This window comes from Marinobacter sp. DSM 26671 (assembly GCF_900112835.1).
GTDB classification, from domain to species: Bacteria; Pseudomonadota; Gammaproteobacteria; order Pseudomonadales; family Oleiphilaceae; genus Marinobacter; species Marinobacter flavimaris.
Window position 1 is genome coordinate 1 of the sequence record NZ_FONF01000031.1, and the last position, 26,267, is coordinate 26,267.

The window sequence follows — 26,267 nt, forward strand, 5'->3', positions numbered from 1 at the left end:
TTGCTGCCTTAATACCATGCAACGCAGAACAGTCTCTGCGCTGAGACCGGATCGCCCAACGGCTGAAACGGAAGCATCGATTAAATCTGCCGCCACCAGCTCAAGAATCTCGGGCTGCCTGTCCAGGACCTCCGACAGCTTCCGGAGTCGGACGCCATACTCGTGATTCGAGTAATGTTCGAATATACTGACCTGAGCATTGCGGATCTCTCGCATGCTGGATCCTCTTGGTTGTTTGATGTTTTTTGGTCGCACTTAAAACATACCAAAGCCAAGAGGATTTTTTTATCTATTCTCAGAATTTTATCTGGAAATCAGAGGCTTGCTAATTTCTGGATGGGCACTAATTAGAAATGAATCGACAGGCGATGCTTTCACCACGAGAACATCATTTCTACGTAGCGATTGCCAAGTTCCTTTTCCTCCATCCGGAGCATGGCATTGTGTCGGTGGGGGACCCGATTAAGATCAAGGACGCAGAGCGGTACGGGCTCAGCCCACTCATACTCTATGGCATTACCGTTGCCGGGTTGCCCATTCGGTGGATGACCTTCACTTCAGTCGATCAACCCAGGGCTTTCCGGGATGTTCTCCTGGAGGCGTGGCGTAACGCCGAGGGCTTGCGTGGCCAACCGGACATCCTGAGAATCAATCGCCACCTCGCGGCGGCCAGCCCTGCACTGGTACGGGATATGGCAAAGATCGGAATTCAGGTCGAGGTCGCCGATGCCAAGGAGAAATCCCTTCCAGCGTCCCTGCGCTCAGCTCAGGACTCCAGTCGGTGGCTGCTGAGGAAGCACGACGGAGATGCCCGGCCTCTTACCGGATCCACACAGGCCCTTTGCCGGTGCGCTCAAGTTGACCATGATTTTCGTGTCAGGGAGGATCACAGGGGCGTGAACAGCCGTGCGGTTGAAGCCAGAATCCGGCAGTGGCTGACCTTACCGGTGCAAGTGCCGGTGCCAACAGCGACCGGTGGGCTCGACTGGAAACCCGGTCCATGGCTGTCATCCTGGGAGACCTCTCTTCCGCCCGACCAGCCCCGATATTTCAACCTCGATGGGTTTGATGGCAGTACCTGGCTGCTGACAGGTGAGAAGACACCGGAGGATATCGTCGAGGATGATGATTTCTGGGACGACATTGACTATGACAACGCGTCCGAGATTGCCAAGAACCTTGTGGCGTGCTGGCCCAATCCACCCGCAAAGGTTGCCGAATGTGCAGGGATCACCCTGCGGGAACTGCAGTGGTTTACCTCGGGAAAGGCTTCTCTTGACCGGCATGCGCGTTTTGCCCTTGAAGACTTGCTCGGCATCGAGTTCGACGAGCGGATGGGCAGATATGTAGAGGCCGGACCTTATGTCCTGGTGGCTCACAAACCACTGGCCATCAAAGAAGTCTATGAAGGCATATCCGGCGGCGGAGATGCACGGCCCTGTGAGATTGTCCCGCGTCAAGGAGCCGCAGACCCCAGCTGGCGATACATATTGATCAACACCTATGGAGAGCCCCCGAGCCTCGTGATGGCGCCCCGTGGAGCCAACATCACGGAGCGCCTTCCGGAGTTGCTTATGAATTATGACGGCATTAGGCCTGTCGCTCCGGAGTTCTACCGGGATGTCGTTTCTACCTGTGCCCGCGCCTGCCGAGAACCTGCCGCCAACGTTCGCGAGATGAAAAGCTTTTTGAAACGCTACGAAGAGCATTGGGTAGATTGCTCCTGGCAGCCGGAGTGAATCTGTCTGGTCCAGCCAAAGCGCGGAGACTGAGGTTAATGGAAGCGGCAGCGAGCAACGGTTTGCCCAAGATTTATTCGCGGCTTCGGTTCGGTCGGGATGCGCTTTTGGGGAACTTGCGCTTCATGAAAGCTTCCAGTCGGTCGGCGTTGCAGTAGGCAACAATGCAGAAAATAAGTACAACCGCGACAAAGCTCAGGAATCCAATCAGGGTGGCGGATAGATTCAGCATGTTCAGTTCTCCATTGGTTGGGTGCCCTATCAGGACATGTCGTTGGGTTCAGGCCGCAGCGTCGGCCTGTCTTTGTTCTTTGGCGACAGAGGCAATCAAGTGCCGCGAGCAACTCAGCATCTCCTGGATCTCGCTGTAGCTGTGACCACTGCGTAGTAGGCTGGCGATGTGCTGTCTGCGCTTCAGGTCTGGTTGCCGCCCCTGGTACTTGCCCTCCGTTTTTGCTTTATGAATGCCCTGGAACTGCCGGCGCCGACGGTCTTCGTAATCTTTGCGGGCCACGGCAGCCAGCATGTCGAGCATCATGGCGTTGACCGCTCGTAGAATGGAGTCTGTGAAACCGGTGTCGTCCTTCTTTTCCAGGGCGAGCCAACTGGTCGGTAATTCCGGGGAGACGATGGCTAACCGCTTGGCGGCCAGCTTTTGCTTGAGGGAGTCCCAGTCACTCTGTTTGAGGCGAGCCAGCCGATCAATTTGTTCGACCAGAACGATGTCGCCCTCACCAGAATCTGCGATCAGTTTCATCAGCTCGGGGCGGTGCAGGGTAGCGCCGGACACGTTCTCCACGTAGAAAGCGGCAATACGCTGACCGTGGTTGGCTGCGAACTGTACCAGTGAATCCCGGGCTCGCTCCGCATTCTGTTCCTGCGTGGATGCCCGAAGGTAGGCTCGAATAAACATCGTCGGTTCCTCAGTCTGTTATAAGTGGTTCTCTCTGGCCGGTCTGGTTTAGGTGGTTCTGGTAGCCTTTACCGGGTTCGAACACCTGGTTCTCCTGATCTGTACCCATAAGGAACCACCTCATGAGTCGAGAAACTCCCCGAATGGATCGTCCGCTCGATAAATCTGGTTGATTCTGTCGTCATCGAAGAAACCCTCTGTACCTCCATCGCTCCCATTGCCGGAAGTTGCCTTGTTGCTCGCGCCGGTTGCCTCCTCATCACTGCCTCGACTGAACGACGCCATCTTTTGTTCGAATTCAGGAAACGTCATTTCCCCATCGGGTCCTTTGGCGAAAACCGTCTTGTAAGCATCGACTGCGGCCAATGCGAAGCGAGCGAACAGTGCGACCATCCAGAGCGCGAACACTAGATACCATGCGTAAAGCGCAGCATCAGCACCCCTAAAGGCGATCTCCGCAATGCCGGTGGCGACAAGCCCCACCGCTACGATTTTTGCCTTTTTCACCATGGCCTCAGTCCCCGATAGTTCTTTACTTTGAAGCTATCAGACCCTGGGAAAATGCAAGTTTTGCCCGGCGTCAGGCCGCTACGGCTTGCCCGGCCAGCCATGGCAGTTTCACCTTGCTGTAGGCATCGTTCGTCATCGCCCTCAGATCTTCCACGTCTAGGTGTGGAACCACCAACGCCGAGCCTCGATATCGAACGCGAGGGTAGTTGGATGGCTGGAATACGCCATGAGGGAGGTCGTCCTCATCGCCCAGCCATTGTCTGAGCCGGAGATCGATACACCAGCCCTGTTCGAGCTCGATCCAGCAATGGGGAGCCGTGGTTATTCGGCTCAGTAGGTCCTCCGCATATCCGATACGGCATTGATGGAAGATGCCTCGCTCGCTCAGGGCATTGCTGATCACAAAAGTCATGTAGACGCTATCGACTCTCAGGTCCTCCAGCGGCAGCAGTGCCAACTCAAGTTCATCGTGCCAGTCACTCATGGCCGGGCTCCCTGAACATCAGCTGTTGACCCTGTTCATACAACACCGGATAGGGGAGCGGCTCGCCGTCCTGGATCACGGTGTTCGGTGGAAAGTACATCACTATCCAGGGAGGCATGCCGGCGCTGACAGCGCCATAGAATTCATCTACTGGAAACATGGGTTCATGGCCGGACTGCCGAAAAACCAGTCGGGAGTATTTCTCGGGGTGGTTGGAAGCGATGTTGTAACTGGCTGCTTCACCGCCGATAACATAGCTTGGTGTCTTCCAGTGATTCGGTTGTTGGATGTTGTAGGCGATGATGCAGTTGCTATCGGCACAGCCATATTGCTCTGCTGTTACCGACCATAGCATGAGCGGGTGCCCGTCAATCTCCGGCGTCTTCACGTCTGTGAGCTTCGTTACCTTTATTGCCATCGATTCGGCGGCCTGGGTGATGGCCTCATCTACGACTGCAACATAGTGGCCATAGGCGTCATCCTCGTTCGCCGCCAGTGATCCCGGCATCCAGCCCATCAGGCTGGGTCGCGCCGAAGGGTTGTCCGGCGTCATCATGATGTCAGTGGCGTTGAATAGCAGCGTCTGGGTGCCAGTAAGATGACGAAGCGGCGCATCTAATGAGGTAGCCAGACTGGCCAGGTTGAGGGCGCTTACCAACAAACTCTTTCGATACGAGCGCGTCCCGCCTGGTGAATCCCGCAGGTCCTGATCGTAGACGCCGCCGGCACGGGCCAGATTCAGTGCGCGGGATGATTCGTCGTCATAGTGTCGAGGCGTAGCAGCGCAACCTGCGAGCGCGGCTGTAGTTACAGCAAAACAAATGGTCTTCAACTTCGTCATTTTGAACTCCTGCGTTTTCTAAAATACTCGCACGAAGTTTCAAATATGCAAGAGGAAAAATAAAAAATAACCAATAAAATCAATAGTTTGCACTTTTAGTACAAACTTCGATGTATCAGCAGAGGTGCGCTGGGAGCGCCGCTCTTGCTAGACTTGCTGGCAGGTTTTCTTCGGTTGAGACGAGGTGACGGGAAACCGGAAAAGATCAGGAATTCCCAGTTTCCCACTTATCCCAGTTTATAATCATGGGTAGTAACCATGCTGGCTACTCAGAGATAAAATTTCTATCCATGGGTAGTAAATTGGGTAGTATCTATCATTTCTCGCAAGAGAAAATATTTTAATTAACGGTTTTTGAAGGATTTTATATTTTTATTCTTCGAGCAGGTGCAGAATCTGGAATAAGCCGGATCTCTACGCCGGTGGTCAATTCAGTGTGAGGTCGCTCAGTTCCGCCGACAGTTCGAACGTCATCTTGCGCTTGTTCAGGGGGCAGTCGAATTCCAGGTAAAAGGCGAGGAGCTGCAAGGGTACGCCGGCCGGTCGCCCGTAAAGGCGATCACCGATGATCGGATGGCCGAGGCCCGCCAGATGCCGGCGAATCTGGTGTTTTCGTCCAGTTTCGATACTGATTTCCAGCAGCGAAGTTTCCCCGGTTTCGTCCAGCTCGAGTGTTGATACACGGCTGACGGCCGCCTTGCCCTCGACGGGCGCATCAACGAGCTGCTCCCGAGCGTCGATGAGGCCGGCCACTCGCGCCTTGTAATGTTTGGTCATGGTCCGCCCCGAAAAACACTGGGAAAGGGCGCCGGCCGCTTTCGAGTCATGGGCGATCAGCATCAGCCCGGCAGCGTCGGCGTCAAGCCTGTGGATCAGATGGCATGGTTGCTCAAGCTGGATTTCGGCCAGGCGAAGCAAACTGCAGTGGTCGCCCCACTGCGAGCCCTGGGCAAGTAGCCCATGAGGTTTGAACCAGACGGTGTAGCGCCCCGCATTCTCAAGGAGAATCGGCTTTTCCGGTTTCCTCTCAAGCACCTTCTCGTCGTAGTAAAGCTGTAGTCGGATACCCGGTTTCAGCTCCTTTGTGGCACGGCGTAGCCGAAGGCGTTTGCCCTTATGAGTCCACCAGCAGGCGCCTTTGGTCATGGCGTCCTTGATTTTCTGACGCGAAAGCCCGGGGGCCGCCTCGCTCAGGGCGTCGATGGCTTTGCCGGGCTGCTTCACGGTGATGTCGATGGTGGTTCGCATGGGTTCTTGCAGTCGCTGAACAGTGGATAGGCAAATGGTATCAGCTGACGCCCTTGTGGGGTGCGGTGTTTTGCCAAAGTCCGTATAATTCCGTGCTTTACTGGCCGAAATACGCGGCCGCCGTGTCCAGGTTTGGAGTTCTCGGGTTATGAGTCAGGCAGTTGAGCAGGGTACTCTGTACGTTATCTCCGCGCCATCCGGTGCCGGCAAGACCAGCCTTGTGGCGGAAATGCTCCGCAATGACGAGAAGCTCGGTGTTTCCGTCTCGCACACGACCCGCTCGATGCGGGAGGGCGAACAGAACGGGGTGAACTATCACTTTGTCAGCCGGACCGTGTTCGAGGCGATGATTGGCGAGGGCGACTTTCTGGAGCACGCCGATGTCTTCGGCAATTACTACGGCACTTCCCAGGCATGGGTTCGGGAAACTCTGGCAACAGGCCAGGATGTGATCCTGGAGATCGACTGGCAGGGTGCCGCTCAGGTGCGACGGCTTATTCCCGAGTGTGTCAGTATTTTCATCGTGCCACCCTCTCCGGAAGTGCTGCGCGACCGACTGGTCGGGCGTGGCACCGATGCGCCGGAGATAGTGGAGCGGCGCCTGGCCGAGGCTGAGGAAGAGTGCCGTCACGCAGTGGAGTTCGACTTTCTGGTGGTCAATGACGACTTCGAAGCGGCCCTCGGAGATCTGCTCGCGATTGTCCGGGCCCAGCGCCTTCGCATGGAAGTGCAGCAGCCAAGGCATCGAGCGTTGCTGGCGGGATTGTCCGGCCCGGCGTGATACGGGGTTTTCCTGTATACAAATTGAACCGGCCACAGTAAACTGTGCGGTCTGCTGAAACAGTCATTTTATGAGTCGGGGAAGTTATGGCACGAGTTACCGTTGAAGATTGTCTGGAAAACGTTGATAACCGCTTCCAGCTGGTAATGCTGGCAACCAAGCGTGCCCGTCAGCTCGCTACCAAGGGTGCCGAGCCGATGGTGGCTGAAGAAAATGATAAGCCCACGGTTATCGCTCTGCGCGAGATTGCCGAAGGCAAGATTACTCGTGATCTCCTCAAGGAAGAAGACGACGAGTGACCCAGCTGCGGAGCCAGGTATATAAGTATCTGTCCGCAAGCGAGAAGCATTGAAATCTGTCCCCGCGGTTTTATAGTGTAGCTATAGAACGTTGCTGGAAGGACTCTGGAAGGACCCGGATGCGTGCATTCGGGTTTTTTTGTCCCTGAATTTCATGAAGTCGTGGAGGCGCGGTGTCGGCAGAGGCTACGGTTGAAGGACTGGCTCGAGAGCTAAGTTCCTATCTGGATACCACTCGCATCAATCAGGTGCGACGCGCCTATTATTATGCCGAGCAGGCCCATGAGGGCCAGATGCGTAAGAGCGGCGACCGGTACATTACTCACCCCCTGGCTGTCGCCCATATTCTCGCCGATCTCCGTCTGGATCATCAGAGCCTGATGGCGGCGATGCTTCACGATGTGATCGAAGACACCGGCATTCCCAAGGATGCCCTGGCGGAGCAGTTCGGCGACGATGTTGCGGAACTGGTGGATGGCGTCAGCAAGCTTACCCAGATCGAATTCCGGTCCCGGGCGGAAGCCCAGGCTGAAAACTTCCAGAAGATGACTCTGGCCATGGCCAGAGATATTCGGGTCATTCTGGTGAAGCTGGCGGACCGCCTTCACAATATGCGCACCCTGGGCCCCATGCCCTATGAGAAGCGCCAGCGCATTGCCACCGAGACCCTCGATATCTACGCCCCCATCGCGAACCGCCTGGGTATGCACTCGATCTGCACCGAGCTCGAGGATCTGGGGTTTACCTCGCTGTATCCGATGCGTTCGAGATACATTTCAAAAGCGGTGGACAAGCTCAGGGGCAGCCACCGCGAAATCATCGAGGATATTCGTGGCAAATTGCAGGAGAAGCTTGAAGAGCGCGGCCTGCCGGGGCGGATTCTGGGCCGGGAAAAGCACTTGAACAGCATCTACAACAAGATGAAGTTCAAGCAGAAATCCTTCCATGAAATCATGGACGTTTACGCGTTCCGGATCATCACCGATACCGAAGACGACTGCTACCGGATCCTTGGTGCCGTACACAGCCTCTACAAACCCCTTCCGGGCCGCTTCAAGGATTACATAGCCATGCCCAAGGCCAATGGCTACCAGTCCATCCACACCACTCTGTTCGGGATGCACGTGAACATCGAGATCCAGATCCGTACCGAGGAGATGGAGCATATCGCCAATAACGGGATTGCGGCGCACTGGATGTACAAGAATGAATCCAGCAGCGTGACCAGCGCCAACCAGGCCCGGGTCGACCGCTGGGTGAAGGGACTGATGGAAATGCGGGAACGGGCCGATGACTCCATGGAGTTTATCGAGCATGTGAAGGTGGACCTGTTCCCGGACGAGATATACGTTTTCACCCCGAAAGGCCGCATCATGGAGTTGCCAAGCGGGGCGACGCCGGTGGACTTTGCCTATGCCATCCACACGGACATCGGCAACGCCACCGTAGCCTGTCGAATCAACCGCAACCTGGGTTCCCTCAGCCAGCCTCTGCAGAGTGGCCAGACCGTGGAAATCATCACCGCGCCCGGCGCCCGCCCCAACCCGGCCTGGCTCAGTTTCGTGGTGACCGGCAAGGCCCGGAGCAGCATCCGCCACGTGCTCAAGAGCCAGAAGCGCGCGGAATCGCTGGAGCTCGGTCGCACCCTGCTGAAGAAATCCCTGAAGGGGTTTGGTGCGAAACTGTCCGAAATCAGCGACGCCCAGAAGCAAGCCGTAGTGAACCACAATCAGGTGAACAGTTTTGATGATCTGATCAGTGACATCGGGCTCGGCAACCGGATGGCCTATCTGGTGGCTCGTCAGCTCGCGAGCGGCTCAGAGGTTGCCGAAGCCATTGAGGCTCCCAGGGATATCGAGGGTGGCAATCATAGCCCGGTGACCATTCGTGGCACGGAAGGCCTTCTGGTCCGGTTCGCCAGCTGTTGCAAACCGATTCCGGGAGACCCGGTGGTTGGGGTGATGGATTCCGGCAAAGGTATGGTGATTCATTCCGATACCTGCTCCCGGTTGCCCGAGGACGATGAGGGGCGGGCTCGCCTCACGCATCTTAAATGGGCCAAGGACATTACCGACGAATTTTCCGTGGAGCTCCGGGTAGAGCTGGAGCGCCAGCGCGGTGTGATTGCCGAGATGGCCAATGCGGTTGCCATGGCGGACGGCAACATCGAGCGCATTAACGTGGAAGAGCAGAACGCCCGCTTTGGCGTTGTCAGTCTAGTGGTACACGTTAATGGTCGCCGGCACCTGGCCCGGGTGATGCGCCGGATCCGCAACATTCGTGCGATTACCCACATCAGCCGTGTGCGGCACTGACCCCGACCAAAGCCCGGTTGACAGGCGCGCCACGCAAGGGCGAGGATTGGCGTTTTGGAAGAGAGGAAACCAAGGGTCATGACCAACAAATCCGTAATTCAGACCGAGAATGCGCCCCAGGCGATCGGCACATACTCCCAGGCGGTAAAGGCCGGGGATACCGTGTACCTGTCTGGCCAGATTCCGCTGGTGCCGGAAACCATGGAAGTGGTCGCCGGCGATTTCTCTGCCAAGACCCGGCAGGTATTCGATAACCTCAAGGCCGTTTGCGAGGCCGCCGGTGGCGAGCTGAAAGACATTGTGAAACTGAACATCTACATGACGGACCTCGCCAATTTCGCCACGGTCAACGAGATCATGGCCACCTATTTCCAGGAACCGTATCCGGCCCGAGCGGCGGTAGGTGTCGCGGCGCTACCCAAGGGAGTGCCCATTGAAATGGAAGCGGTGATGGTGCTCAGCTAAGACCTGAGAACACCTGAATTGAGAAAAGGCGGCCTTGGCCGCCTTTTTTAATGCCGAAGGCTCATCCCTGGTCAATCATGGCGCGGTAGCCGGCACGGAAATCCGGGTAGCGGAACTGGAAGCCGGTGCCCAGCAGTCGCTTGTTGCTGCAGCGTTTGCTCCCGGCCCGGCCACCTTTCCGGGCATCAGGCTGCGGATCGGCGCAGGGCGTTTGCTGCCGCACCCAATCTACTACCTCATCAAGTCTTACCGGCTCGCAATCGCTGGCAAGGTAGCAGGTCTCCAGTGACGCTCCCGAAAGTGCCAGCTTCACAAGGTGGGCAGCGGCCTCCGCTGCATCCTCCTCATGAATCCGGTTACTGAACGGTGCTGGCTTCGCCGGATTCATGCGCCCCTCCTGGACCTCCTCGAGAAAACGCCGCCGTGAAGGCCCGTAAATGCCGCTGTATCGAATGATTGTCGCCGGATGGCCGCTTTCCAATGCGGTCTGTTCACCGGCCAGGACCTGCTCGCCGCTGAACCGGGCCGGTTCTGTGGGGCTGGATTCATCTACCCAGCTGTCGTCATCCTGTGAATAGACACTGCTGCTGCTCACAAAGAAAAGGTGCTTCAGAGACTGACTGCCGACGGCCGCCAACAAATTTTCCAGGCCAGTCACATAGGCATCGCGATAGCCCTGCTGGTCGTAGCTGGAGGGCGTCAGGCAATAGAGGATGATATCGAGATCAGCAGGAAGTTTGCGGGCCAGGGTCTCAGGCCTGGTCAGATCGGCGCCAATGCCGTGAACGCCCTCGGGAACAAGCCCGGGATTTCGCCGCAGGCCAAACACGGTGGCCGAGGTTGTCAGCCGGCTGGCAATGGCGCCACCGAGTTTGCCGCAACCGGCAACGAGAATTCGGGGCGTCTTACGACTTTCAGTGATTGCCATAGACAATTTCAATCCTTATGCTTTACCTCATAAATTCGTGAAACTTCGACCCGCATCTATCTGACCGGAGCTCACCATGACTCTCACCGAGTTACGATACGTCGTTACGCTGGCCCGCGAAAGGCATTTTGGCCGGGCTGCAGAGCGTTGCCATGTCAGCCAGCCAACGCTCAGTGTTGCTGTGAAAAAGCTGGAAGACGAGCTCGGTATCCCTCTATTCGAGCGAAGCAAAAGCAGCATCCGCGTGACCGAAACCGGTCTGCGCATTATCGAGCAGGCCCAGCGGGTGCTCGATCAGGTCGGCCTGATCAAAGACATGGCTCAGGATGGCAAGAACCAGCTCAATTCGCCTCTGAAGGTCGGTGCGATCTACACCATCGGTCCCTATCTGTTCCCACACCTGCTCCCCGAATTGAGGCGTGCGGCCCCGGAAATGCCGCTTTATATCGAAGAGAACTATACCGCCAACCTGAGGCAGAAACTCCGGCAGTCTGAGCTGGATGCCATTATTATTGCCCTGCCGTTCGAGGAGCCGGAAGTAGTTACCCTGCCGCTCTACGACGAACCGTTCGTAGTGTTGCTGCCCGCGGGACATCCGCTGGCCAGCAAGGAGCAGTTGACTGCCGACGAGCTGGCCAAGGAGCAATTGCTATTACTCGGGCCCGGACACTGTTTCCGGGATCAGGTTCTGGAATCCTGCCCACCCCTGGTAGAAGCCGTAACCCACCGGGCAAACAACGGCTCACCGGCGCTGGTGACCGAAGGCAGTTCTCTGGAAACCATTCGCCATATGGTCGCTTCCGGCCTGGGTATTACGGTGTTACCGCTCTCGGCCGCCACCGCCATGCAGTACCACGAGGACATTCTGGCCGTTCGACCGTTTGCGCCCCCGGTGCCGTTCCGCACGGTGGCTCTGGCCTGGCGGGTCACGTTCCCGCGGCCCAAGGCTATTGATGTGCTTTCCCTGGCTGCCAGCCAGTGCCGGGTAATCGAAAAGGCGAAAACAGACACACCGGTTGTGGCCGAAAGCGCCTGAGCCTGACTATGACGTCACTGGATGACATACCGGTCACCCAGCTCAAGGGCGTAGGAAACGCCCTGGCAGAAAAGCTCGCCAAGCTGGGTATTATCTCCCTGCAGGACCTGCTGTTTCACCTGCCTCACCGATACGAAGACAGAACCCGGGTAATACCCATGGGAAGTCTTCGCATCGGTGACGTGGCCGTGGTGGAAGGGGAGGTTATGAAAGCGGACCTGATCATGGGTCGCAGACGCAGTTTGCAAGTAACCCTCCGGGATAACAGCGGGTTTCTGGTGATGCGCTTTTTTCATTTCAACGCGGCCCAGAAAAACCAGTTTAGCGAGGGCGCCAGGGTTCGCTGCTTTGGCGAAGTCCGGCCCGGGCGCGCAGGTTATGAGTTCTACCACCCGGAGTACCAGACCAATCCGCCGCCCATGCCGGCGGAAGGTGATGCGACCCTGACCCCGGTTTACCCGCTGACAGAGGGCATCCAGCAGCCACGCGTTCGCTCGCTCTGCCAGCAGGCTCTGGGCTATCTTGACCGGTTCCCGATCCGTGACTGGTTGCCCGGAAACCTGCTGGCCGAGTATCAGCTGCCTGGAATCACCGAAGCTGTCCAGCTGGTGCATTCCCCGCCAGCCAGCGCGCCGGTCAACCTGCTTATGGAAGGGCGCCATCCGGCGCAACAGCGCCTGGTGATGGAAGAACTGCTGGCCCATCAGCTGAGCTTGCTCCAGGTGCGTGAACAGATTCAGGCCCGTGAAGCGCTCCCGCTCCTGCCCACGGGGGATTTGCCCGAGCGTTTCCTCGGTTCCCTGCCCTTTGCACTCACCGGTGCCCAGCGCCATGTGCTGGCCGACATCCGTCAGGACCTGAGCCAGCCACTGCCGATGCTCCGGCTTGTTCAGGGCGATGTTGGCTCGGGCAAGACCGTTGTCGCGGCATTGGCGGCGTTGCAGGCTATTGGCGCCGGTGCACAAGTAGCCCTGATGGCGCCCACCGAAATCCTTGCCGAACAGCATTTTCAGAATTTCCGGGCATGGCTGGAGCCTCTGGGCATCCGTCTCGCGTGGCTATCCGGGAAGGTAAAAGGAAAGACCCGGACGGAAACGCTGGAAGCGGTCCAGTCAGGGGATGCCGCCGTGGTGATCGGCACCCATGCCCTGTTTCAGGACGACGTCAGGTTCCATCGTCTTGCCCTGGTCATCGTCGATGAACAGCATCGTTTCGGCGTACACCAGAGGCTGGCCTTGCGGGAAAAGGGTGTCGGTGGCTCACTGGCACCTCACCAGTTGATCATGACCGCAACACCCATTCCCCGTACGCTTGCCATGAGCGCCTATGCCGATCTCGATACCTCGGTGATTGATGAACTGCCTCCAGGACGGAAGCCGATCGAAACCATCGTGATTCCCGACAGCCGCAGGGAAGATGTGATTGAACGGGTTCGGGGCGCCTGCAGGGAAGGTCGACAGGCCTATTGGGTGTGCACTCTGATCGAGGAGTCCGAGGCTCTGCAGTGTCAAGCCGCGGAGGTGACTGCCCAGGAGCTTGCCGAGCGATTGCCGGACCTGAAAGTGGGGCTGGTGCATGGCCGGCTAAAGGCTCAGGAAAAGGCGGCGGTGATGGAGCAGTTCAAAGTTGGCGAGCTGGACCTGCTGGTCGCGACCACGGTGATTGAGGTTGGGGTGGACGTCCCCAACGCGTCGCTGATCATCATTGAAAACCCGGAACGCCTGGGGCTGGCCCAGTTGCATCAACTCCGTGGTCGTGTTGGCCGGGGCGAGCAGGCAAGTTTCTGTGTCCTGATGTACCACCCGCCTTTGTCCGCCAATGGCAAGGCCCGGCTGCAGGCGCTCAGGGACAGCCAGGATGGCTTCTTTATTGCCGAGAAAGACCTGGAGATTCGGGGGCCGGGCGAAGTATTGGGTACCCGGCAGACCGGTATGATGCAGTTTCGTCTGGCGGACTTCGAACGCGACAAGGGCTGGATTGAGCCAGTTCGGAAAATGGCGCCGGGATTGATGGTTCATCCGGAGACTGTCCGCGCTCTGGTGCGACGATGGCTCGGTGAGAGAACGCGTTACGGCGATGTGTAAAGGCGTCCGTTTATTCACTGAAAGCGTATGAAAACGCTCTGGAAATAGAGTTCAGTCAACGTCAGAGTCATTTCTTTGCCCTATACTGGGTTTAGTATGATTTTCGGGTTCGGGTTATCCGGCGGGAAACAGCAATATTCGGGAGAAATTTATGGAATTACCTGTCGCAGTTCAGCAGGCTCTGGGTGAGACCGCAGCGGGTGTATCCTTGAGGGATGTCAGCACCGCCAGCCGAAAAGAACTGTTACGCATGGTCTTGCTGACTGATGAGCAAGGTAACCTTCAGGTGATTTGTCGCAAGGACGATCTGATTGATTTAGAACAGATGAACAAGGAACTCGGGCGTGATCTGCGTCTGATGAAGCGCCGCGAGCAAGTGCGGGTGAGAGAGCGGGCTGGCCTTAAAGCGCTTCCAGCACTGCCTTCATTGACCGGCTGGCCGACGCTTGTTGATGAGCGTGTGGATCAACTTTCTGCGGTTGCGTTGGAGCTTGGCGAACAGAATCTCGCGATGGTCATGCCTGCAGAGGACTTTCAGGCTCTGACAGCCAACGCCGATCGACACTCTCTTGCAGTCGCCCTGGAATCCATTTCGGTTAATTATGATGACCACGACAGAGATCGGGATCAATTCCATTCGGCCATCAAAAAATTCACCGGTTTAAGAATACAGCAGAGACTTGAAGATACGCTTGAGTTACCACCACTGCCTGAAACCGCGCAGAGAATCATCCATTTACGAGTAAATCCCAATGCTGTGATGGGGGACCTCGTTGATATCGTCGAGAGCGATCCAAGCTTGGCAGCGCAGGTGGTCAGTTGGGCGTCGTCTTCGTTCTATGCCGCCGCCGGCCGGGTAAAATCAGTCCATGATGCGGTGTCCCGAGTTCTCGGATTCGACCTTGTCATGAACCTGGCCATGGGCCTTTCGTTGGGGCGGGCATTAAAGCAGCCTCAGGATCATCCCGAAGGTTATGTGGATTACTGGCAGCAGGCTATCTGGCAAGCCCAGTCCGCCGGTATTTTGGCCAGCATGATGCCCCGCGGAGAGCGTCCTGTCTTTGGTCTTGCCTATCTGGGAGGCCTTCTCCACAACTTTGGCCACCTGGTTCTGGCGCAAGTGTTTCCGCCACATTTCAAGCTGGTATGCCGTTCGCTGGAAGTGAATCCTGATATTGATTCCTCCGTTACTGAACACTATTTACTTGGCATTACCCGAGAGCAGATTGCAGCCCAGCTCATGGAAAACTGGGGCATGCCCGACGAGGTCACACTGGCAATCCGTTATCAAAAGAATCGCTTCTACAGTGGATCGAACAGCGTTTACGCCCGTTTGCTCTGGCTCGGCCGGCAGTTGCTAACGGCACGAGGTGTAGCTCTCGGCGCCGGTGAAGAGGTTGATCAGGCAGTCTTCGATGAGTTGGGTCTTGATCGAGGGCAGGTTGAGGAACAGTTCGATGAACTGGTTCACAATAAAGATAGCGTTATGGCAATGGCCGGTATGATGAGCCAGTAAGGTCTACATCCCCATATTTTGATTCAAAAAAAGCCGGCTCAGAGGCCGGCAAGCTCACCCGCTTTATTGCAGAGTCGTCCAAACTTATCAGGAGAAAACAACGTTAGGTGGCACCTGCCGCAGATGGTCGGTGCCCCCTTGCTTATAATTTAGACCCTGATGGAAAAAAGAAAAGTCAACAGTTGTAACCTGGAAGGAATGATCGTCGTGTCAGTTTTTCACCGCGTCAGAACCTTTTGATTTGATGAGCTAAATTATTCTTTTTGTCGACCGAATAGTTACAAAATGTTACAAAAATAAGGTCTGACCAGTTCCTGGATGCTTGTATAGCTGACTCTAACCTGAAAAGGAGTGGTGTCGGATAGCGGTTGCGGCCCGGCGAATCGCATCGGCATGCTTCTGTTCCACTTCGAAACGTTCCTTGTCCATCTTGTCCACGAACTTTGTCTCCGTTGCTTGCCGTGCCCGGTGCGTGGGCATGTGCTGCAACTGGTCATGCACTTCCTGGAATACACTGAAAGGTGATTGCTCCAGCAACTCCGGAGCAATGTGATCGAGCAGGCCCTTGAGTCTCAGGCAGGCTTCCGAGTATTCGATCTGATCCTCTTCAACCGCCATCGCAATAACATGAACACTGCGGATCATGTCTTGTCTGCGGTTGGTCTGGAACGCCTCGGCTTTGGCCTGCCGTTTGCGATTTTCCGAAAGCAACCCCATCTGACGCCGGATGAAGACCGCCAGCAGAACGATGGCGATGAGACCAGCAATAATCAGACTCCACTGCAGCCACTGGGGCATTTTCAGCTCCTCTTATGAATCAGGCCCGTTTGCGTTGGCGCTCCGGGCGCCAGACTTTGACAGCAACGGGCTGTCCATTCAATACGGAAGTGCCAGAGAGCGGATCAATTCGACCGTCGCTGAGCAAGTCGTTGATGCTGGCACCGGCATGGGCAGCCGCCACTGACTGGCCAGTGCCGTCGCGGTCATGGCCCCAGCCATGGGGAATGGATACCACGCCGGGCATGACATCCTCGGTAATTTCAACCGGCAAGACTATCTGCCTGGATTCCGAAGATATTTCTGCAGAGTCAGCGGCCTGCAAACCCAGGCGGCTGGCGTCTTTGGGATGAATCATCAGGGTGCACCGGTCCTTGCCCTTAACCAGCCGCTGACTGTTGTGCATCCACGAGTTGTTGCTCCGAACGTGGCGCCGGCCAATCAGTTGCAGAGACTCGCCGGCCGGTGCAGCCAGGGCCTCATGCAGCCTGCCAAGGTCGTCCAGGTAGCGCCTTGGCGCAAGGTTGATCTTGCCATCGCGGGTAAACAGGCGTTCAGGCAGGGACGGCTGGAGAGGGCCCAGATCGACGCCGTTCGGGTTGTCCTTCAGGGCACTCAGGGAAAGCCCTTTCGGTAGCTCCTGCCAGTGGCGGTTCAGGGGGCTGAGCTTGGCCAGTCCACGAAGCGGATGTCGTTTCGGCAGGATATCCATCACCAGATCGACCGCAGGCTGCAGCAAGCCCCGCGCACGCCCGGCATCAGCGCCATAGGGGCCGGATCGCAAGAGCAGATCAAGAATCGGGTCTGGCCCAATCTGCTTGAAGGCGCGCCAGCCGAGTTCCGCCCGCAGGGCCAGTTGCCCACCTTTCCGGAGCTTTTCCAACCGGTGGGCCAGCTCCAGTAGAATCTGCCAGTCATGGCGGGCTCCCGGGCCGGCATCGAACAGTGCTTCGCTGTATTTGGCGAAATTGCGCACCGCAAACATGCTGAAAATCAGATCGTAGTGGCTGCGTTCCAGCGCCGCGGTCGGGGGCAGGATGATATCCGCATGCCGGGTTGTTTCGTTGAGGTAATAATCCACCGAGACCATGAAGTCGAGGCCGCCCAGGGCTTCCTCCAGACGTCGGCCGTTGGGGCTGGAGAGAACGGGATTGCCGGCAACGGTGACAAAAGCCCTGATCTGCCCATCGCCAGGGGTTAACATCTCATCGGCCATGGTGCTGGCCGGGTATTCTCCGCCGAATTCAGGCAGCCCCTTCACGCGGCTGTGGCGCTTGCCGAAGTGACCCTTATGACCGGCCATGGCACCAAGCTCTACCAGATCAATCGCCGGCTGCGAGAACAGAACGCCGCCGGGCAGGTCCAGTTTCCCGGTCAGGATGTTGAGGCAATAGGCCAGCCAGGTTGCCACACCGCCAAAGGTCTGGGTGCTTGTCCCCATGCGCGTGTAAAGAGCCGCCTTTCGCGTGGTGGCGAGCTGTCGGGTGAGGGCGCGAATGTCCTCCGCGGAAATACCGGTGTGTGCGCTGACCACTTCCGGGGTGAAGCTGAGAGCCGCCAGGCGCAGAAGGTCTGCGTCTTTCACCAGCCTTTCCGCCGGACCGGGATCCACCAGCTTTTCTTCAAACAATGTATGCACCATGGCCATCATCAGCAGGGCATCGCTTCCGGGCCGGACGAAGTGGAATTCGTCGGCCAGCTTTGCGGTCTCGGTGCGGCGGGGGTCCACCACAACCATTCTGCCGCCGCGCTGCTTCAGGGCCTTGAGTCGCCCGCGGAAGTCCGGAACCGTCATCAGGCTGCCATTGGACGCCATGGGATTGGCGCCAATGCAGATAAACAGATCCGTGTGATCGATATCGGGAATGGGGAAAAGAACCTGGTGCCCGAACATCTCGAGACTGGCGAGCATGTGAGGCAGCTGATCGTTGGACGTTGCTGAAAACCGGTTCTGGGTTCCGATGGCTCGCAGCAATGGCATGGTGGCAACCAGGGAACCATGGTTGTGTACGTTCGGGTTGCCGAGGTAAACGCCGATGCTGTTGTGGCCGTGGTCCTGGCGGGTCTGGTGGAGCTTTTCGGCGACCAGGTCAAACGCCTCTGCCCACTCCATTTCCTGCCAGCCGGTCCCGGTTTTGCGTATGGGCTTTTTCAGGCGGTCCGGATCTTCGTGCAGATCCTGAAGCGCAACCGCCTTCGGACAGATATGCCCCCGGCTGAGCGGATCATTCTCATCGCCCTTGATGGAAGCAATCCGGCCGTCCTTCATTTCGATCGCGACACCGCACATGGCCTCGCAAAGGTGACAGGTACGATAGTGGGTGCCGTTTTCCATGAAGGGGCTCTCCTGAAGGGTTGTTGTTTTGCTATAGCAGTTTCAATCTGCAACCAGATTAGCAGTAAATGGCTTGGATGGGGAAATAACCACCGTTTGTACCCTGTGCAAAAAGGGCCAACCCGAAGGCTGGCCCTTTGCAGTGGTTTCAGAGCTTTTAATGCTCTGTCGGGATCTCTTTGACCGGGTTGGATATGAAGTTGAGGTAAACGCCCTGTTCGGGGATTTGCAGGGGCAGATCAATCGTCACGATTTCGCCGCCAGGCACTCCAAGCGCCCGCGCCCGGACATTAATGTCGACCAAGTTTGAGTTGCGTTGCTCAATCTGCATCCGGCCGTCATCGAAGAAGGTGATGTTGCCCTCCAGTTCAAGCACAAACTCCCGACCGTACAGGTCGTGGCGGCCTCCCAGCGGGATTTCCATATCGGGCGCATCGAGCATCAATTCGGCCCGGGTTTTGAAGACCGGCTGGCCACTTTCACCCTCGGTTATTACCCCGGGTATCAGGCCAGAGCGGCTGCAGCCCGGGCCGGAACACGCCGGGTCGTCCTTGGCATAGCGCATGCGGAGGACCTGGGTATTGGTAATGGACTCCTCCTGGAGTGGGATAAATCCAAAAACCCTAAGCTCTGTGAACACACTGATCGATGTGGTCGCCAACTGCGTGGGATACAGGTTCACCAGAATCCCCTCATCGCCGGTTGGCTCATAAACGCCAGGGCCAATAACTTCCGTGTTGAGGGCGTAGGTCTGGTAGATGAACTTATCTTTGGGGCAACGCTCGCCGGTCTCGCAGCCAACCCGCGCATCGGCGGTACTGGCCACAATCACGGGCGGAGAGGCTGATGCTTCGTTATTGCGAACCCTTAGTTTCGTTGAATTGGCTGAAGCGGCCCAGCCCTCAGCGTCGCTGCCCTGATGGTCAAACGGCTCAAGACAGTCCGGGTTGGTGTTGGAGTCACAGTCCACAATGAAGTTGGCATTGGTGTCGCGAACTGGCAGGTTTCGCAGAGGCGTGAAAACGCTGTCCAGAGGCTCGGTTCCGGTGAAATAGATCACCATGTCGTCCGGTCCGTTGTTGCCACCTCCGTCATCAAGCCCTTCAAGCAGGTCGGTTTTCAGCGCAAGGCCATCGGAATCGCAAATTGAGGTGTAGCTTCCAGTCGAGCAGCTTCCTGCATCCTCCGATGACTTCAGGGTGTACCGATAGTGTGCGTCGGCTTCCCAGGGCTGGTCCGGGTAGAACCGGATCCGCTGGAGATTCTTTTCAAGTCGGCCAGGTAGGTTGCTTTCCACAACCGTGACCGAACCATTGGGTTCCTGCTTCACTCTCTCAACGATGAAGGTGTCTCCCTGAATAATGGAATTTAGGTCCATGGACTTGGAGAAGACAACGGTAATGGGACGATCTGACGGCATGGTGCTGACCGGTAGAGTGTCACCCACACCGCCATCGGAATAGCACTGTCCCAGTACGCCGGCGGAGAGATCCAGCAGACTATGATCGGTTTCGCACGGGTAGCCTGGATAGGTGGTCAGGGCCAGGGCAGGGCGCCGGGTTAAAGTGGAGCCGCCAATATCGTCCAGTGAAAACCGTAACGGTGCCACGGTGGCTGGGTTGCCGGCCAGATCGGTCAAACCATCGATGACGACTTCGTAGTAAACGCCATGGCGCAGGCCATCGCCCGGATTCAGGATAACGGCAGTTCCGTCCAGTTGTGTCTCAAGTGTCTCAACAGGAACACCATCCGCGAACAGTGAAATTCCGGTATCAATGGAGTCCGCGGCAAGGGGCTCATCAAAGAACAGAATGACCGGATCCCCGGGGCGCTGCATGGACTGGCGCGTATCCGGAATGGCGTTGTCCGGTCCGGGCATCCAGCTGATCAGGCTGGGGGCTGTGCTATCCAGCTCGCGGAGTAGCTCGGCATCCAGAACCGAATCGGCATCGGTGGCCGCCTGAAGATGGAACGCGATGGTCGAGTCGGTGTACTCCTGGCCGAGAAGGTTTGGCTCCACCATTCCGATGGCATCGATGGTCAATACGCCATCCTGCACCAGTGCGATGCCGCGCAACTCGACCCCCATCAGATCCTGGGAGAGTGCTGCGTTGGGCTGGGCGTTTTCGGTGTTCATGGAGACATCCATAAACAGCGTGATATGTCTGGGCGCGTTAATGTCATTGGTGTAGGGGTTGGGGCTCAGGTAGCCGGATGCGTCTGACAACATGGTGACCTTGATGTTGCCAGTAGTCTGGAGCTGACCGTTGGCGGCATCCAGCACAGGAACCTCGCCGCCCACCAGAACATCCAGACTGGTACTGTTCAGCACGCTGCCCCGGGCGATACGCAACGGAAGCGCTTCATCAGCCTCGAAGGCCGGCGCATAAGCCAGCTCTGCAAACAGATCGCCGGTCTGTTGGGAGGGGCCTGCTTCTCCCTGGAGCACCGAGTTGAGCGTGACGCCGTTAATGACCTGGCCGTTCAGGACGGATCGGGTGACGTCTTGCTCCGCAATACCTGCGGCCAGCCCGGAATCAACAGCAGACTGCTGAAGTACGACCGTTGGGCCTGTCTCGCGGGGCGTGAATGCGATTTCCTCACTGAACCGGTCTGCTTCGGGCGAAGTCAGGCTGGCCAGGTTTTCCAGGCGCAGGGTATAGGTCTGGCCGGTGTCCAGGATATCGTCTTTGCTGCCACAGTCCCTGGGATCCTCGACCACACAAGGGTCCACCGTTATCCGATTGCCTTTCACCAGAACCATCGCTGGAACAACCTCTCCGCTGCCATCCAGCAGCTGGATGGAACCGCCGAGAGCCTTCCAGTCCGGATGGATCGGGTGGGTCATGGCCAGGCGGAATGTGGAAAAGTTCATGGCCTCGAACGGGCTGTTGTTTGCCGGAACCTGCCAGGCGATATCAAAATCCGCGGCCGAGTTGGTTATGCTTGCGGGTCCGGAGAAACTTCCCCGAGTCTCGAACTGGATGCCGGCATCGCCGACCGCGTTGGGGGTGTCGATCTGGCGACCGCCCTCCGCAGCCAGCGGTTCGCTGAACGTCACCGTGTAGTCGCCGAGCGTGTCGAGTTCCGACGAGGGCGACAGCATGAGGCTTTTACCGCCGTCAATCCGGCTGATAGAAAAGGGCAGTGACTGTTCCTGAGATTGCAGCAGAATCTTGTTTTGGAGATCTGCATCCTCATCGGTCAACGCATGGCTGAAGCGCAGAACAATGTCGGCTTTCGGGCTGACATCTGCCTGGCCATCAGCAGGGTAGGAATACACCACCGAGCCGGAGGAGACTTTCTCATTCATGGTCTGTTCGTCGCCACCACAGGCGGCCAGTAACAGGGCGGGTATAAGTGCCAGTGTGTTGTTGTACTTCATGGCGTGCCCTCCTTAAAACTTCAGGGTGATGGAGCCGCTGACAACGTGAACGTCGCCGTCTGCAGTAACCGGCGTTTCGTTGCCGTCAAAATCCACCAGTGTGAAATCGCGCTCCTGCAGTTGCTGGTACTGGTAACCGATGTCCAGACGGACGGGATAGGCCAGCAGACGGGTGCGGTCATACGTGGCGCTCAGGCCCAGGCCCACGACAATCTTGTCGGTATCGAGGTAATTGATCTCGGGGTTGCGGGTAGACTTGAGCGGTGATTCCTCATAGGCAACGCCGCCGCGCACAGAAAAGTTCTTGTTGAGTGCGTACTCGGCGCCGATCCGTGGAATCAGCACGTCGTCGAACTGAATCCGGCTGCCCGCTGGCACAGACTGCTGATCCTTGATCGTATCGGAAGAAAATTCCTTCTCCAGCTCTGACCAGTTCTGCTGCTCCACGCTGCCACCAATCCGCCAGTTTTCGCCCTTGTATTGAGCGCCAAAGCCGAAGGTTTCCGGCTGGAAGGAATCAATGGTGGAGACCGACAGACTCAGGCCGGGATCCGGAATGGTCTGGGTGACAATGATGTTGGAATCAACCGACGTGGAGGCCGCTGACTTGGTTCGATAAGTGAGTGCGGTTTCCCAGCCGTTCAGGAAGCAGTCGCTGTCCGGGCAGAATGTGCTGCCCAGATCAATGGTGGTGCCCAGAATGGTTTTCAGTGAGGGTTCGGCATTGACCGCAAGGCGTTCCCGGCTGGTCTCGCCACCCAAAGTAGAGACCGCATCGAGGTTTGCCTGGGCATCCAGGGTGACGCGCACCGAAGCACCGGCGGAGATGCCGCGCCAGATCGGCGTAGCGCCACCGATGTTCAGGAACAGGGGCTCTTTACCGTACTGAAGGAACTGGCCGTTCTCCGTGGTCTGCGAATCGAACGCCAGCATTTCCTTGCCGTATTTCTCGACGCCTGCAATGAAACCCAGATAGATCGGGTGCTTGAAGCGAGTCAGCGAACCCAGATTGGTTTTCATGCCAATCAGCACCTGCTGGCTTGGTGAGTTGGCCAGGATGTCGCCATTGGCATTCGGGTTGGCAGAACGCAGTTCCTGTTCGGCGTGCAGAATGCCAGCGGTCAGCTCCCCACGCTCATCTTTGGTCAGATAGGCTGGGTTGTAATAGGTGGCTGACACCTGATCGTTGAACATGGACAGTGACTGGGCTGTGGCAACATCCACTGGCATGACGCCATAGGTGGTGCCGAGGTTGCCCATACTGGCGTTAACCGAAATAGAGAAACCGACAGAGGCGGTGGCGATTGCAAGAGACAGTGCCCTTGACCGGGAAGGGGAGGAAAAAGCCATTGATACACTCCATTACTTCGTTGTTTTTATACTCGGGCCGCGGAAGGGCGGCTGGTATTTTTGTTCGGGAGGTAGTGTATTCGGCTTGTCTTTTGGGGACGTTGGCTGTTGTGACGCAAATTATTGTCGGAAAGACCACGTCTCAGTTTACCCCTCTATCTGTCCGGAGCATGCTGCATATTTATGTCGAGAATCTTTACATGGAGCTGGCGCTTCTGAAAATCCGGGTATGATTAAGCGCCTGACCTTAAATAATTTTCGCTGTATGGTTCGCAACTTGCGGTGCTTTTGAAGAGCTCGGCGGGAGAGATAGAAGATGTTCTCTACGCTAGCCGAGGGATTTGGACGGAGGAGAGGGTTATGAAGCAAAAAGGAAAGTTTGTGGCCTCGTTACTGTTTGCATTGTGCATTGCAGGAGCCGGGTCTGCCCAGGCGGGTATGATTACCTACGATACGTGGGCAACCAATGAAAACGGTACCGGAAATTATATTTTTACGGTGGACGATGAGGTCTCCGGAAAATTTAACTATTCGCTGACGGTGCACCCTTGGAATGCGGAAGTGTTCGGCGTGTTTATTGACTTTGGCAGCAAAGCAACAGGCGGTGGGGCTTTGAATTTGGCGGGTGATAGCAGTGTCTCACTTGAGGGCCGGGATACTACGGACAGCGTTTGTGGGCCGCCAAGTTGCAATATCAGTGGGCTGAGCATTCCTGGTTTTGATGGTACTTGGGGCTTGATTTTTGGTCTTGGGACTCAGGGCTTTAACGGAATACAGACTTTTAGTTGGAGTACAACCGACTTTGGACTGAGTCTGAGCGATTTTGGGGTGGTCGCTATTCGGGCGCAACAGCTTTGTGCCGACGGTTCACTTCTGCCAGACAATGAAAATAGCTGCGGTGGAAGTGACAAAGCGTATGGCTACAGCACAGTTTCAGTACCTGAGCCGGGAACACTAGCGCTTCTTGGACTTGGTCTGATCGGTTTGTGGGTGAGAAGAAAGAAAGTTGAAGCCTAACCACTTTTGAATAGCGATAGGGAATTCCAAAAACCGCCGAAAGCACTCGGCGGTTTTTTTGTCAGAAAACTTTACAAGCTACGGGCAGCACTGATTTCCAGCCTGAAAAAGAGAGATTTTTTTGATGGTAGTGACACCATAATTTGGCCGCCGTTTGTCACCATATATTGGCCGGGCGGAATTGAGGTTGTCTGCCATTGATGCCAATTCCAAAGTGAGGCCTTAAACAAAAGCGAACGTTCTAGTCAGAGCTTTTCTCCAGAGCTTCGAAGCTAGTCGTAGCCATCTCATCCAGAGTGATGAGCGGAGCAAATTGCAGACGCTGAATGGTTACATGGCAGAGATGGCCATCCTTGGCTAGGCTATTGTTTTTATTTATGTGAAACGCGATTTCTGGTTCGAAGTTAGTGTTAAGGACGCAGCCAGATTTCTACAATGATAAAGCGTGCTGCCTAATTTGCTGATAGGTCATTTAAATGAGAAAGATTTCTTTGCCCGCAACTAACACCGTTTCTATACCTATTCCACTTGGAGGCAGTGGGAAGGCCGATGAAAATGGAGAGGTTTACTTGGGCGGAATAGGCCCTGATGAAATCTCTACGCTCGGTACTGCAAGAGAGAACGGAATGCACATCATCTGGTCTACTGTTTGCCTGGAAAAAAAGCTCGAAGATACGATTACCGACTTCTTTTTTGGAAAAACGAACTCTCCGACAAGACGCAGGAATGTGTTTGTAAATGAAGTATTACAATCCTCATCTTTCCAGTTTTCGTTTAAAAAGAGCCTCATTAACACGATTACCAAAGAAACTGAGGTACTTAAGGGTAAGGATTCGAGCAGACTTCAGGGGTTCCTCAAAAAAATAATGACTTGGCGCAACGCTTTTGCACATGGAACTCTGAAATTTGATACTAAAGACGGTGCTTTACTATGTTATTTTTCGGGCGGCCACCAGACAATAATCTTGAATGAAGAATTTTGGGATGAAGTTGAAAGTGTGTTCAAAAAATGCACGGAGTATGTGGATAAAATTGACACTGCACTTTGATATTTAACCAGTCGCCGGCTCGCTCTGCGTTAGCGAGCTTTTCCTATTGATTCGGGTCGTGGTGACCTAAACAAGAATGATGATCTGGAGATGTAAGTGATTAATCGCGGTTCTGAATGGCATAGATGGGAGCCGCATATCCATGCGCCCGGCACGATCCTCAACAATCAGTTCGGTGTATCCGATCCCTGGAGCACCTATCTCTCGACGCTCGAAGCCTTAACGCCGAAGGTCGAGGCGGTCGCGGTCACTGACTACTACGTTACCGACACTTACGAGGAATTCCTTCAGCATAAGGTCACAGGCCGATTGCCCGACGTGTCGCTAATCTTCCCTAACATCGAGCTGCGCCGGTAATCCCCCCATTTTTAGCGGGGTTCAAAAGTAGACCTCAGGCCATCATGGCCAACTTCTGTTGAGGAGTAATCCCTCCGAGTCCCATATTGGGTCGTTCGTGATTGTAGTGCCAGAGCCAGCGAGTGGCATAATCCTGGACTTCTTCGGTGCTGTGGAACAGATACTGTGCCAGCCAATCGTAACGGACCGTTCGGTTGTAGCGTTCTATATAAGCATTCTGCTGGGGTTTACCAGGCTGGATAAACGCCAGCTTGATCTCTCGTTTTTCGGCCCAGGCTGACAGCTTGCCGCTGATGTACTCAGGTCCGTTGTCACAACGGATAGAGCGCGGTTTACCCCGCCATTCAATGATCTGATCCAGTGATCGGATCACCCGCTCTGCCGGAAGCGAGAAGTCCACTTCGATGCCAAGCCCCTCGCGGTTAAAGTCATCGATCACGTTCAACAGCCGGTAACTGCGTCCGTCGTTGAGCTGGTCGTGCATGAAGTCCATCGACCAACTGTCGTTGATCATTTCCGGCACAGCCAATGGTTCCGGCTTTTCACGAACCAGACGCTTCTTGGGCTTGATGCGTAGATTCAGTTCCAGCTCCCGGTAAATCCGATAGACCCGTTTGTGGTTCCAGGTAAAGCCTTTCACATTGCGCAGATGCAAGAAGCACAGACCAAAGCCCCAGTTCCGCTGATTGTGGGTCAGCCGAACCAGCCAGTCCGCGATCTCAGCGTTCTCGCTGCTGAGTTTAGGCTGGTAGCGGTAGCAGGTCTCACTGATGCTGAACATCCAGCACGCCAGACGAATGCTGATGCGCTTCTCATTGACGGCTTTCTGCGCCATCTC

23 protein-coding genes and 1 pseudogene are annotated in these 26,267 nt (G+C 56.3%); 11 read left to right on the top strand and 13 right to left on the bottom strand.

Annotated elements, in window-relative coordinates; translation table 11 throughout:
- Positions 1–216, bottom strand: a pseudogene (locus BM035_RS20495) (ISNCY-like element ISMaq5 family transposase); the annotation flags it as partial.
- A gap of 152 nt (positions 217–368) precedes the next feature.
- Between BM035_RS20495 and BM035_RS20500 the strand changes: the two are divergent.
- Positions 369–1,739 carry a hypothetical protein gene (locus BM035_RS20500; RefSeq protein WP_254775548.1) on the top strand — a complete coding sequence of 457 codons (1,371 nt, stop codon included), beginning with the start codon at positions 369–371 and terminating at the stop codon, positions 1,737–1,739.
- Positions 1,740–1,812: 73 nt separating this feature from the next.
- Here BM035_RS20500 and BM035_RS22725 read toward each other — a convergent pair whose 3' ends face one another.
- From BM035_RS22725 to BM035_RS20525, 6 genes are all read right to left on the bottom strand, one after another.
- On the bottom strand, positions 1,813–1,971 hold the full coding sequence (locus tag BM035_RS22725; protein ID WP_175497443.1) for a hypothetical protein: 159 nt from the start codon (positions 1,969–1,971) through the stop codon (positions 1,813–1,815).
- Between the two features lie 48 nt (positions 1,972–2,019).
- Positions 2,020–2,652, bottom strand: coding sequence for a recombinase family protein (locus BM035_RS20505; protein ID WP_092034184.1), 633 nt, complete (start codon positions 2,650–2,652; stop codon positions 2,020–2,022).
- 120 nt (positions 2,653–2,772) lie between these two features.
- Entirely contained in the window at positions 2,773–3,162 is a 390-nt protein-coding gene (locus tag BM035_RS20510; RefSeq protein ID WP_092034187.1) for a hypothetical protein, read from the bottom strand.
- Between the two features lie 70 nt (positions 3,163–3,232).
- Positions 3,233–3,646 carry a hypothetical protein gene (locus BM035_RS20515; RefSeq protein WP_092034189.1) on the bottom strand — a complete coding sequence of 138 codons (414 nt, stop codon included), beginning with the start codon at positions 3,644–3,646 and terminating at the stop codon, positions 3,233–3,235.
- Positions 3,639–4,487 carry a hypothetical protein gene (locus BM035_RS20520; protein WP_092034192.1) on the bottom strand — a complete coding sequence of 283 codons (849 nt, stop codon included), beginning with the start codon at positions 4,485–4,487 and terminating at the stop codon, positions 3,639–3,641. The genes BM035_RS20515 and BM035_RS20520 overlap by 8 nt, the downstream gene beginning before the upstream one ends.
- 426 nt (positions 4,488–4,913) lie before the next feature.
- On the bottom strand, positions 4,914–5,735 hold the full coding sequence (locus BM035_RS20525; RefSeq protein ID WP_008169597.1) for an RluA family pseudouridine synthase: 822 nt from the start codon (positions 5,733–5,735) through the stop codon (positions 4,914–4,916).
- 148 nt (positions 5,736–5,883) lie between these two features.
- On the opposite strand from BM035_RS20525, the gene gmk reads away from it, so the two are divergent.
- From gmk to BM035_RS20545, 4 genes are all read left to right on the top strand, one after another.
- A complete protein-coding gene (gene gmk / locus BM035_RS20530; RefSeq protein WP_008169596.1) occupies positions 5,884–6,516 on the top strand; it encodes a guanylate kinase in 633 nt (210 codons plus the stop codon).
- Between the two features lie 86 nt (positions 6,517–6,602).
- The gene (gene rpoZ, locus BM035_RS20535) at positions 6,603–6,815 is read left to right on the top strand and encodes a DNA-directed RNA polymerase subunit omega (RefSeq protein WP_008169593.1); all 213 of its coding nucleotides are present in this window, start codon (positions 6,603–6,605) and stop codon (positions 6,813–6,815) included.
- 173 nt (positions 6,816–6,988) lie between these two features.
- Positions 6,989–9,130: a RelA/SpoT family protein gene (locus BM035_RS20540; protein WP_092034195.1), complete on the top strand. Its 2,142-nt coding sequence runs from the start codon at positions 6,989–6,991 to the stop codon at positions 9,128–9,130.
- A gap of 78 nt (positions 9,131–9,208) precedes the next feature.
- Positions 9,209–9,595, top strand: a complete 387-nt coding sequence (locus BM035_RS20545) for a RidA family protein (protein ID WP_008169589.1) — start codon at positions 9,209–9,211, stop codon at positions 9,593–9,595.
- Positions 9,596–9,656: 61 nt separating this feature from the next.
- Here BM035_RS20545 and BM035_RS20550 read toward each other — a convergent pair whose 3' ends face one another.
- Positions 9,657–10,523, bottom strand: a complete 867-nt coding sequence (locus BM035_RS20550) for an NAD-dependent epimerase/dehydratase family protein (RefSeq protein ID WP_014575901.1) — start codon at positions 10,521–10,523, stop codon at positions 9,657–9,659.
- Between the two features lie 76 nt (positions 10,524–10,599).
- Here BM035_RS20550 and BM035_RS20555 point away from each other — a divergent pair, with 76 nt between their 5' ends.
- The 3 genes from BM035_RS20555 to BM035_RS20565 all read left to right on the top strand — a co-directional run bounded on the left by BM035_RS20555 (position 10,600) and on the right by BM035_RS20565 (position 15,159).
- The gene (locus BM035_RS20555; protein WP_053114223.1) at positions 10,600–11,559 is read left to right on the top strand and encodes a hydrogen peroxide-inducible genes activator; all 960 of its coding nucleotides are present in this window, start codon (positions 10,600–10,602) and stop codon (positions 11,557–11,559) included.
- An 8-nt stretch (positions 11,560–11,567) separates the two neighbouring features.
- On the top strand, positions 11,568–13,643 hold the full coding sequence (recG, locus tag BM035_RS20560; protein WP_053114225.1) for an ATP-dependent DNA helicase RecG: 2,076 nt from the start codon (positions 11,568–11,570) through the stop codon (positions 13,641–13,643).
- A 151-nt stretch (positions 13,644–13,794) separates the two neighbouring features.
- The gene (locus BM035_RS20565; RefSeq protein ID WP_008169582.1) at positions 13,795–15,159 is read left to right on the top strand and encodes an HDOD domain-containing protein; all 1,365 of its coding nucleotides are present in this window, start codon (positions 13,795–13,797) and stop codon (positions 15,157–15,159) included.
- 336 nt (positions 15,160–15,495) lie between these two features.
- Here the strand turns inward: BM035_RS20565 and BM035_RS20570 are convergent, their stop codons facing one another.
- The 4 genes from BM035_RS20570 to aupA all read right to left on the bottom strand — a co-directional run bounded on the left by BM035_RS20570 (position 15,496) and on the right by aupA (position 23,006).
- Positions 15,496–15,957 (bottom strand): DUF2489 domain-containing protein, encoded by a 462-nt coding sequence (locus tag BM035_RS20570; RefSeq protein ID WP_053114227.1) that lies wholly within the window; start codon positions 15,955–15,957, stop codon positions 15,496–15,498.
- Positions 15,958–15,976: 19 nt separating this feature from the next.
- Entirely contained in the window at positions 15,977–18,271 is a 2,295-nt protein-coding gene (locus tag BM035_RS20575) for a molybdopterin-dependent oxidoreductase (protein ID WP_092034198.1), read from the bottom strand.
- 157 nt (positions 18,272–18,428) lie between these two features.
- On the bottom strand, positions 18,429–21,656 hold the full coding sequence (locus BM035_RS20580; RefSeq protein WP_092034201.1) for an Ig-like domain-containing protein: 3,228 nt from the start codon (positions 21,654–21,656) through the stop codon (positions 18,429–18,431).
- A 12-nt stretch (positions 21,657–21,668) separates the two neighbouring features.
- A complete protein-coding gene (gene aupA, locus BM035_RS20585; protein WP_008169576.1) occupies positions 21,669–23,006 on the bottom strand; it encodes an alkane uptake protein AupA in 1,338 nt (445 codons plus the stop codon).
- 360 nt (positions 23,007–23,366) lie between these two features.
- Between aupA and BM035_RS23065 the strand changes: the two genes are divergently transcribed.
- The 3 genes from BM035_RS23065 (at position 23,367) to BM035_RS20605 (ending at position 25,429) form a co-directional block, all read left to right on the top strand.
- Entirely contained in the window at positions 23,367–24,023 is a 657-nt protein-coding gene (locus BM035_RS23065; protein ID WP_092034203.1) for a PEP-CTERM sorting domain-containing protein, read from the top strand.
- A 476-nt stretch (positions 24,024–24,499) separates the two neighbouring features.
- On the top strand, positions 24,500–25,072 hold the full coding sequence (locus BM035_RS20600; protein WP_008169570.1) for a hypothetical protein: 573 nt from the start codon (positions 24,500–24,502) through the stop codon (positions 25,070–25,072).
- Positions 25,073–25,168: 96 nt separating this feature from the next.
- Positions 25,169–25,429 (top strand): hypothetical protein, encoded by a 261-nt coding sequence (locus tag BM035_RS20605; RefSeq protein WP_254775549.1) that lies wholly within the window; start codon positions 25,169–25,171, stop codon positions 25,427–25,429.
- Between the two features lie 34 nt (positions 25,430–25,463).
- On the opposite strand, the gene BM035_RS20610 is transcribed toward BM035_RS20605, so the two are convergent.
- A partial coding sequence (locus BM035_RS20610) for an IS3 family transposase (RefSeq protein WP_092034206.1) occupies positions 25,464–26,267 on the bottom strand: 804 nt, incomplete at its 5' end.

Bases quoted from the DNA above. Each gene is read 5' to 3' on its own strand.
- recG (WP_053114225.1), top strand. From the start codon at position 11,568: ATGACGTCACTGGATGACATACCGGTCACCCAGCTCAAGGGCGTAGGA.
- BM035_RS20550 (WP_014575901.1), bottom strand. From the start codon at position 10,523: ATGGCAATCACTGAAAGTCGTAAGACGCCCCGAATTCTCGTTGCCGGT.
- BM035_RS20500 (WP_254775548.1), top strand. From the start codon at position 369: ATGCTTTCACCACGAGAACATCATTTCTACGTAGCGATTGCCAAGTTC.
- BM035_RS20570 (WP_053114227.1), bottom strand. From the start codon at position 15,957: ATGCCCCAGTGGCTGCAGTGGAGTCTGATTATTGCTGGTCTCATCGCC.
- BM035_RS20505 (WP_092034184.1), bottom strand. From the start codon at position 2,652: ATGTTTATTCGAGCCTACCTTCGGGCATCCACGCAGGAACAGAATGCG.
- BM035_RS20600 (WP_008169570.1), top strand. From the start codon at position 24,500: ATGAGAAAGATTTCTTTGCCCGCAACTAACACCGTTTCTATACCTATT.
- gmk (WP_008169596.1), top strand. From the start codon at position 5,884: ATGAGTCAGGCAGTTGAGCAGGGTACTCTGTACGTTATCTCCGCGCCA.
- BM035_RS20515 (WP_092034189.1), bottom strand. From the start codon at position 3,646: ATGAGTGACTGGCACGATGAACTTGAGTTGGCACTGCTGCCGCTGGAG.
- BM035_RS22725 (WP_175497443.1), bottom strand. From the start codon at position 1,971: ATGCTGAATCTATCCGCCACCCTGATTGGATTCCTGAGCTTTGTCGCG.
- BM035_RS20575 (WP_092034198.1), bottom strand. From the start codon at position 18,271: ATGGAAAACGGCACCCACTATCGTACCTGTCACCTTTGCGAGGCCATG.
- BM035_RS23065 (WP_092034203.1), top strand. From the start codon at position 23,367: ATGAAGCAAAAAGGAAAGTTTGTGGCCTCGTTACTGTTTGCATTGTGC.
- rpoZ (WP_008169593.1), top strand. From the start codon at position 6,603: ATGGCACGAGTTACCGTTGAAGATTGTCTGGAAAACGTTGATAACCGC.
- BM035_RS20520 (WP_092034192.1), bottom strand. From the start codon at position 4,487: ATGACGAAGTTGAAGACCATTTGTTTTGCTGTAACTACAGCCGCGCTC.
- BM035_RS20510 (WP_092034187.1), bottom strand. From the start codon at position 3,162: ATGGTGAAAAAGGCAAAAATCGTAGCGGTGGGGCTTGTCGCCACCGGC.
- BM035_RS20525 (WP_008169597.1), bottom strand. From the start codon at position 5,735: ATGCGAACCACCATCGACATCACCGTGAAGCAGCCCGGCAAAGCCATC.
- BM035_RS20555 (WP_053114223.1), top strand. From the start codon at position 10,600: ATGACTCTCACCGAGTTACGATACGTCGTTACGCTGGCCCGCGAAAGG.
- BM035_RS20580 (WP_092034201.1), bottom strand. From the start codon at position 21,656: ATGAAGTACAACAACACACTGGCACTTATACCCGCCCTGTTACTGGCC.
- BM035_RS20565 (WP_008169582.1), top strand. From the start codon at position 13,795: ATGGAATTACCTGTCGCAGTTCAGCAGGCTCTGGGTGAGACCGCAGCG.
- aupA (WP_008169576.1), bottom strand. From the start codon at position 23,006: ATGGCTTTTTCCTCCCCTTCCCGGTCAAGGGCACTGTCTCTTGCAATC.
- BM035_RS20545 (WP_008169589.1), top strand. From the start codon at position 9,209: ATGACCAACAAATCCGTAATTCAGACCGAGAATGCGCCCCAGGCGATC.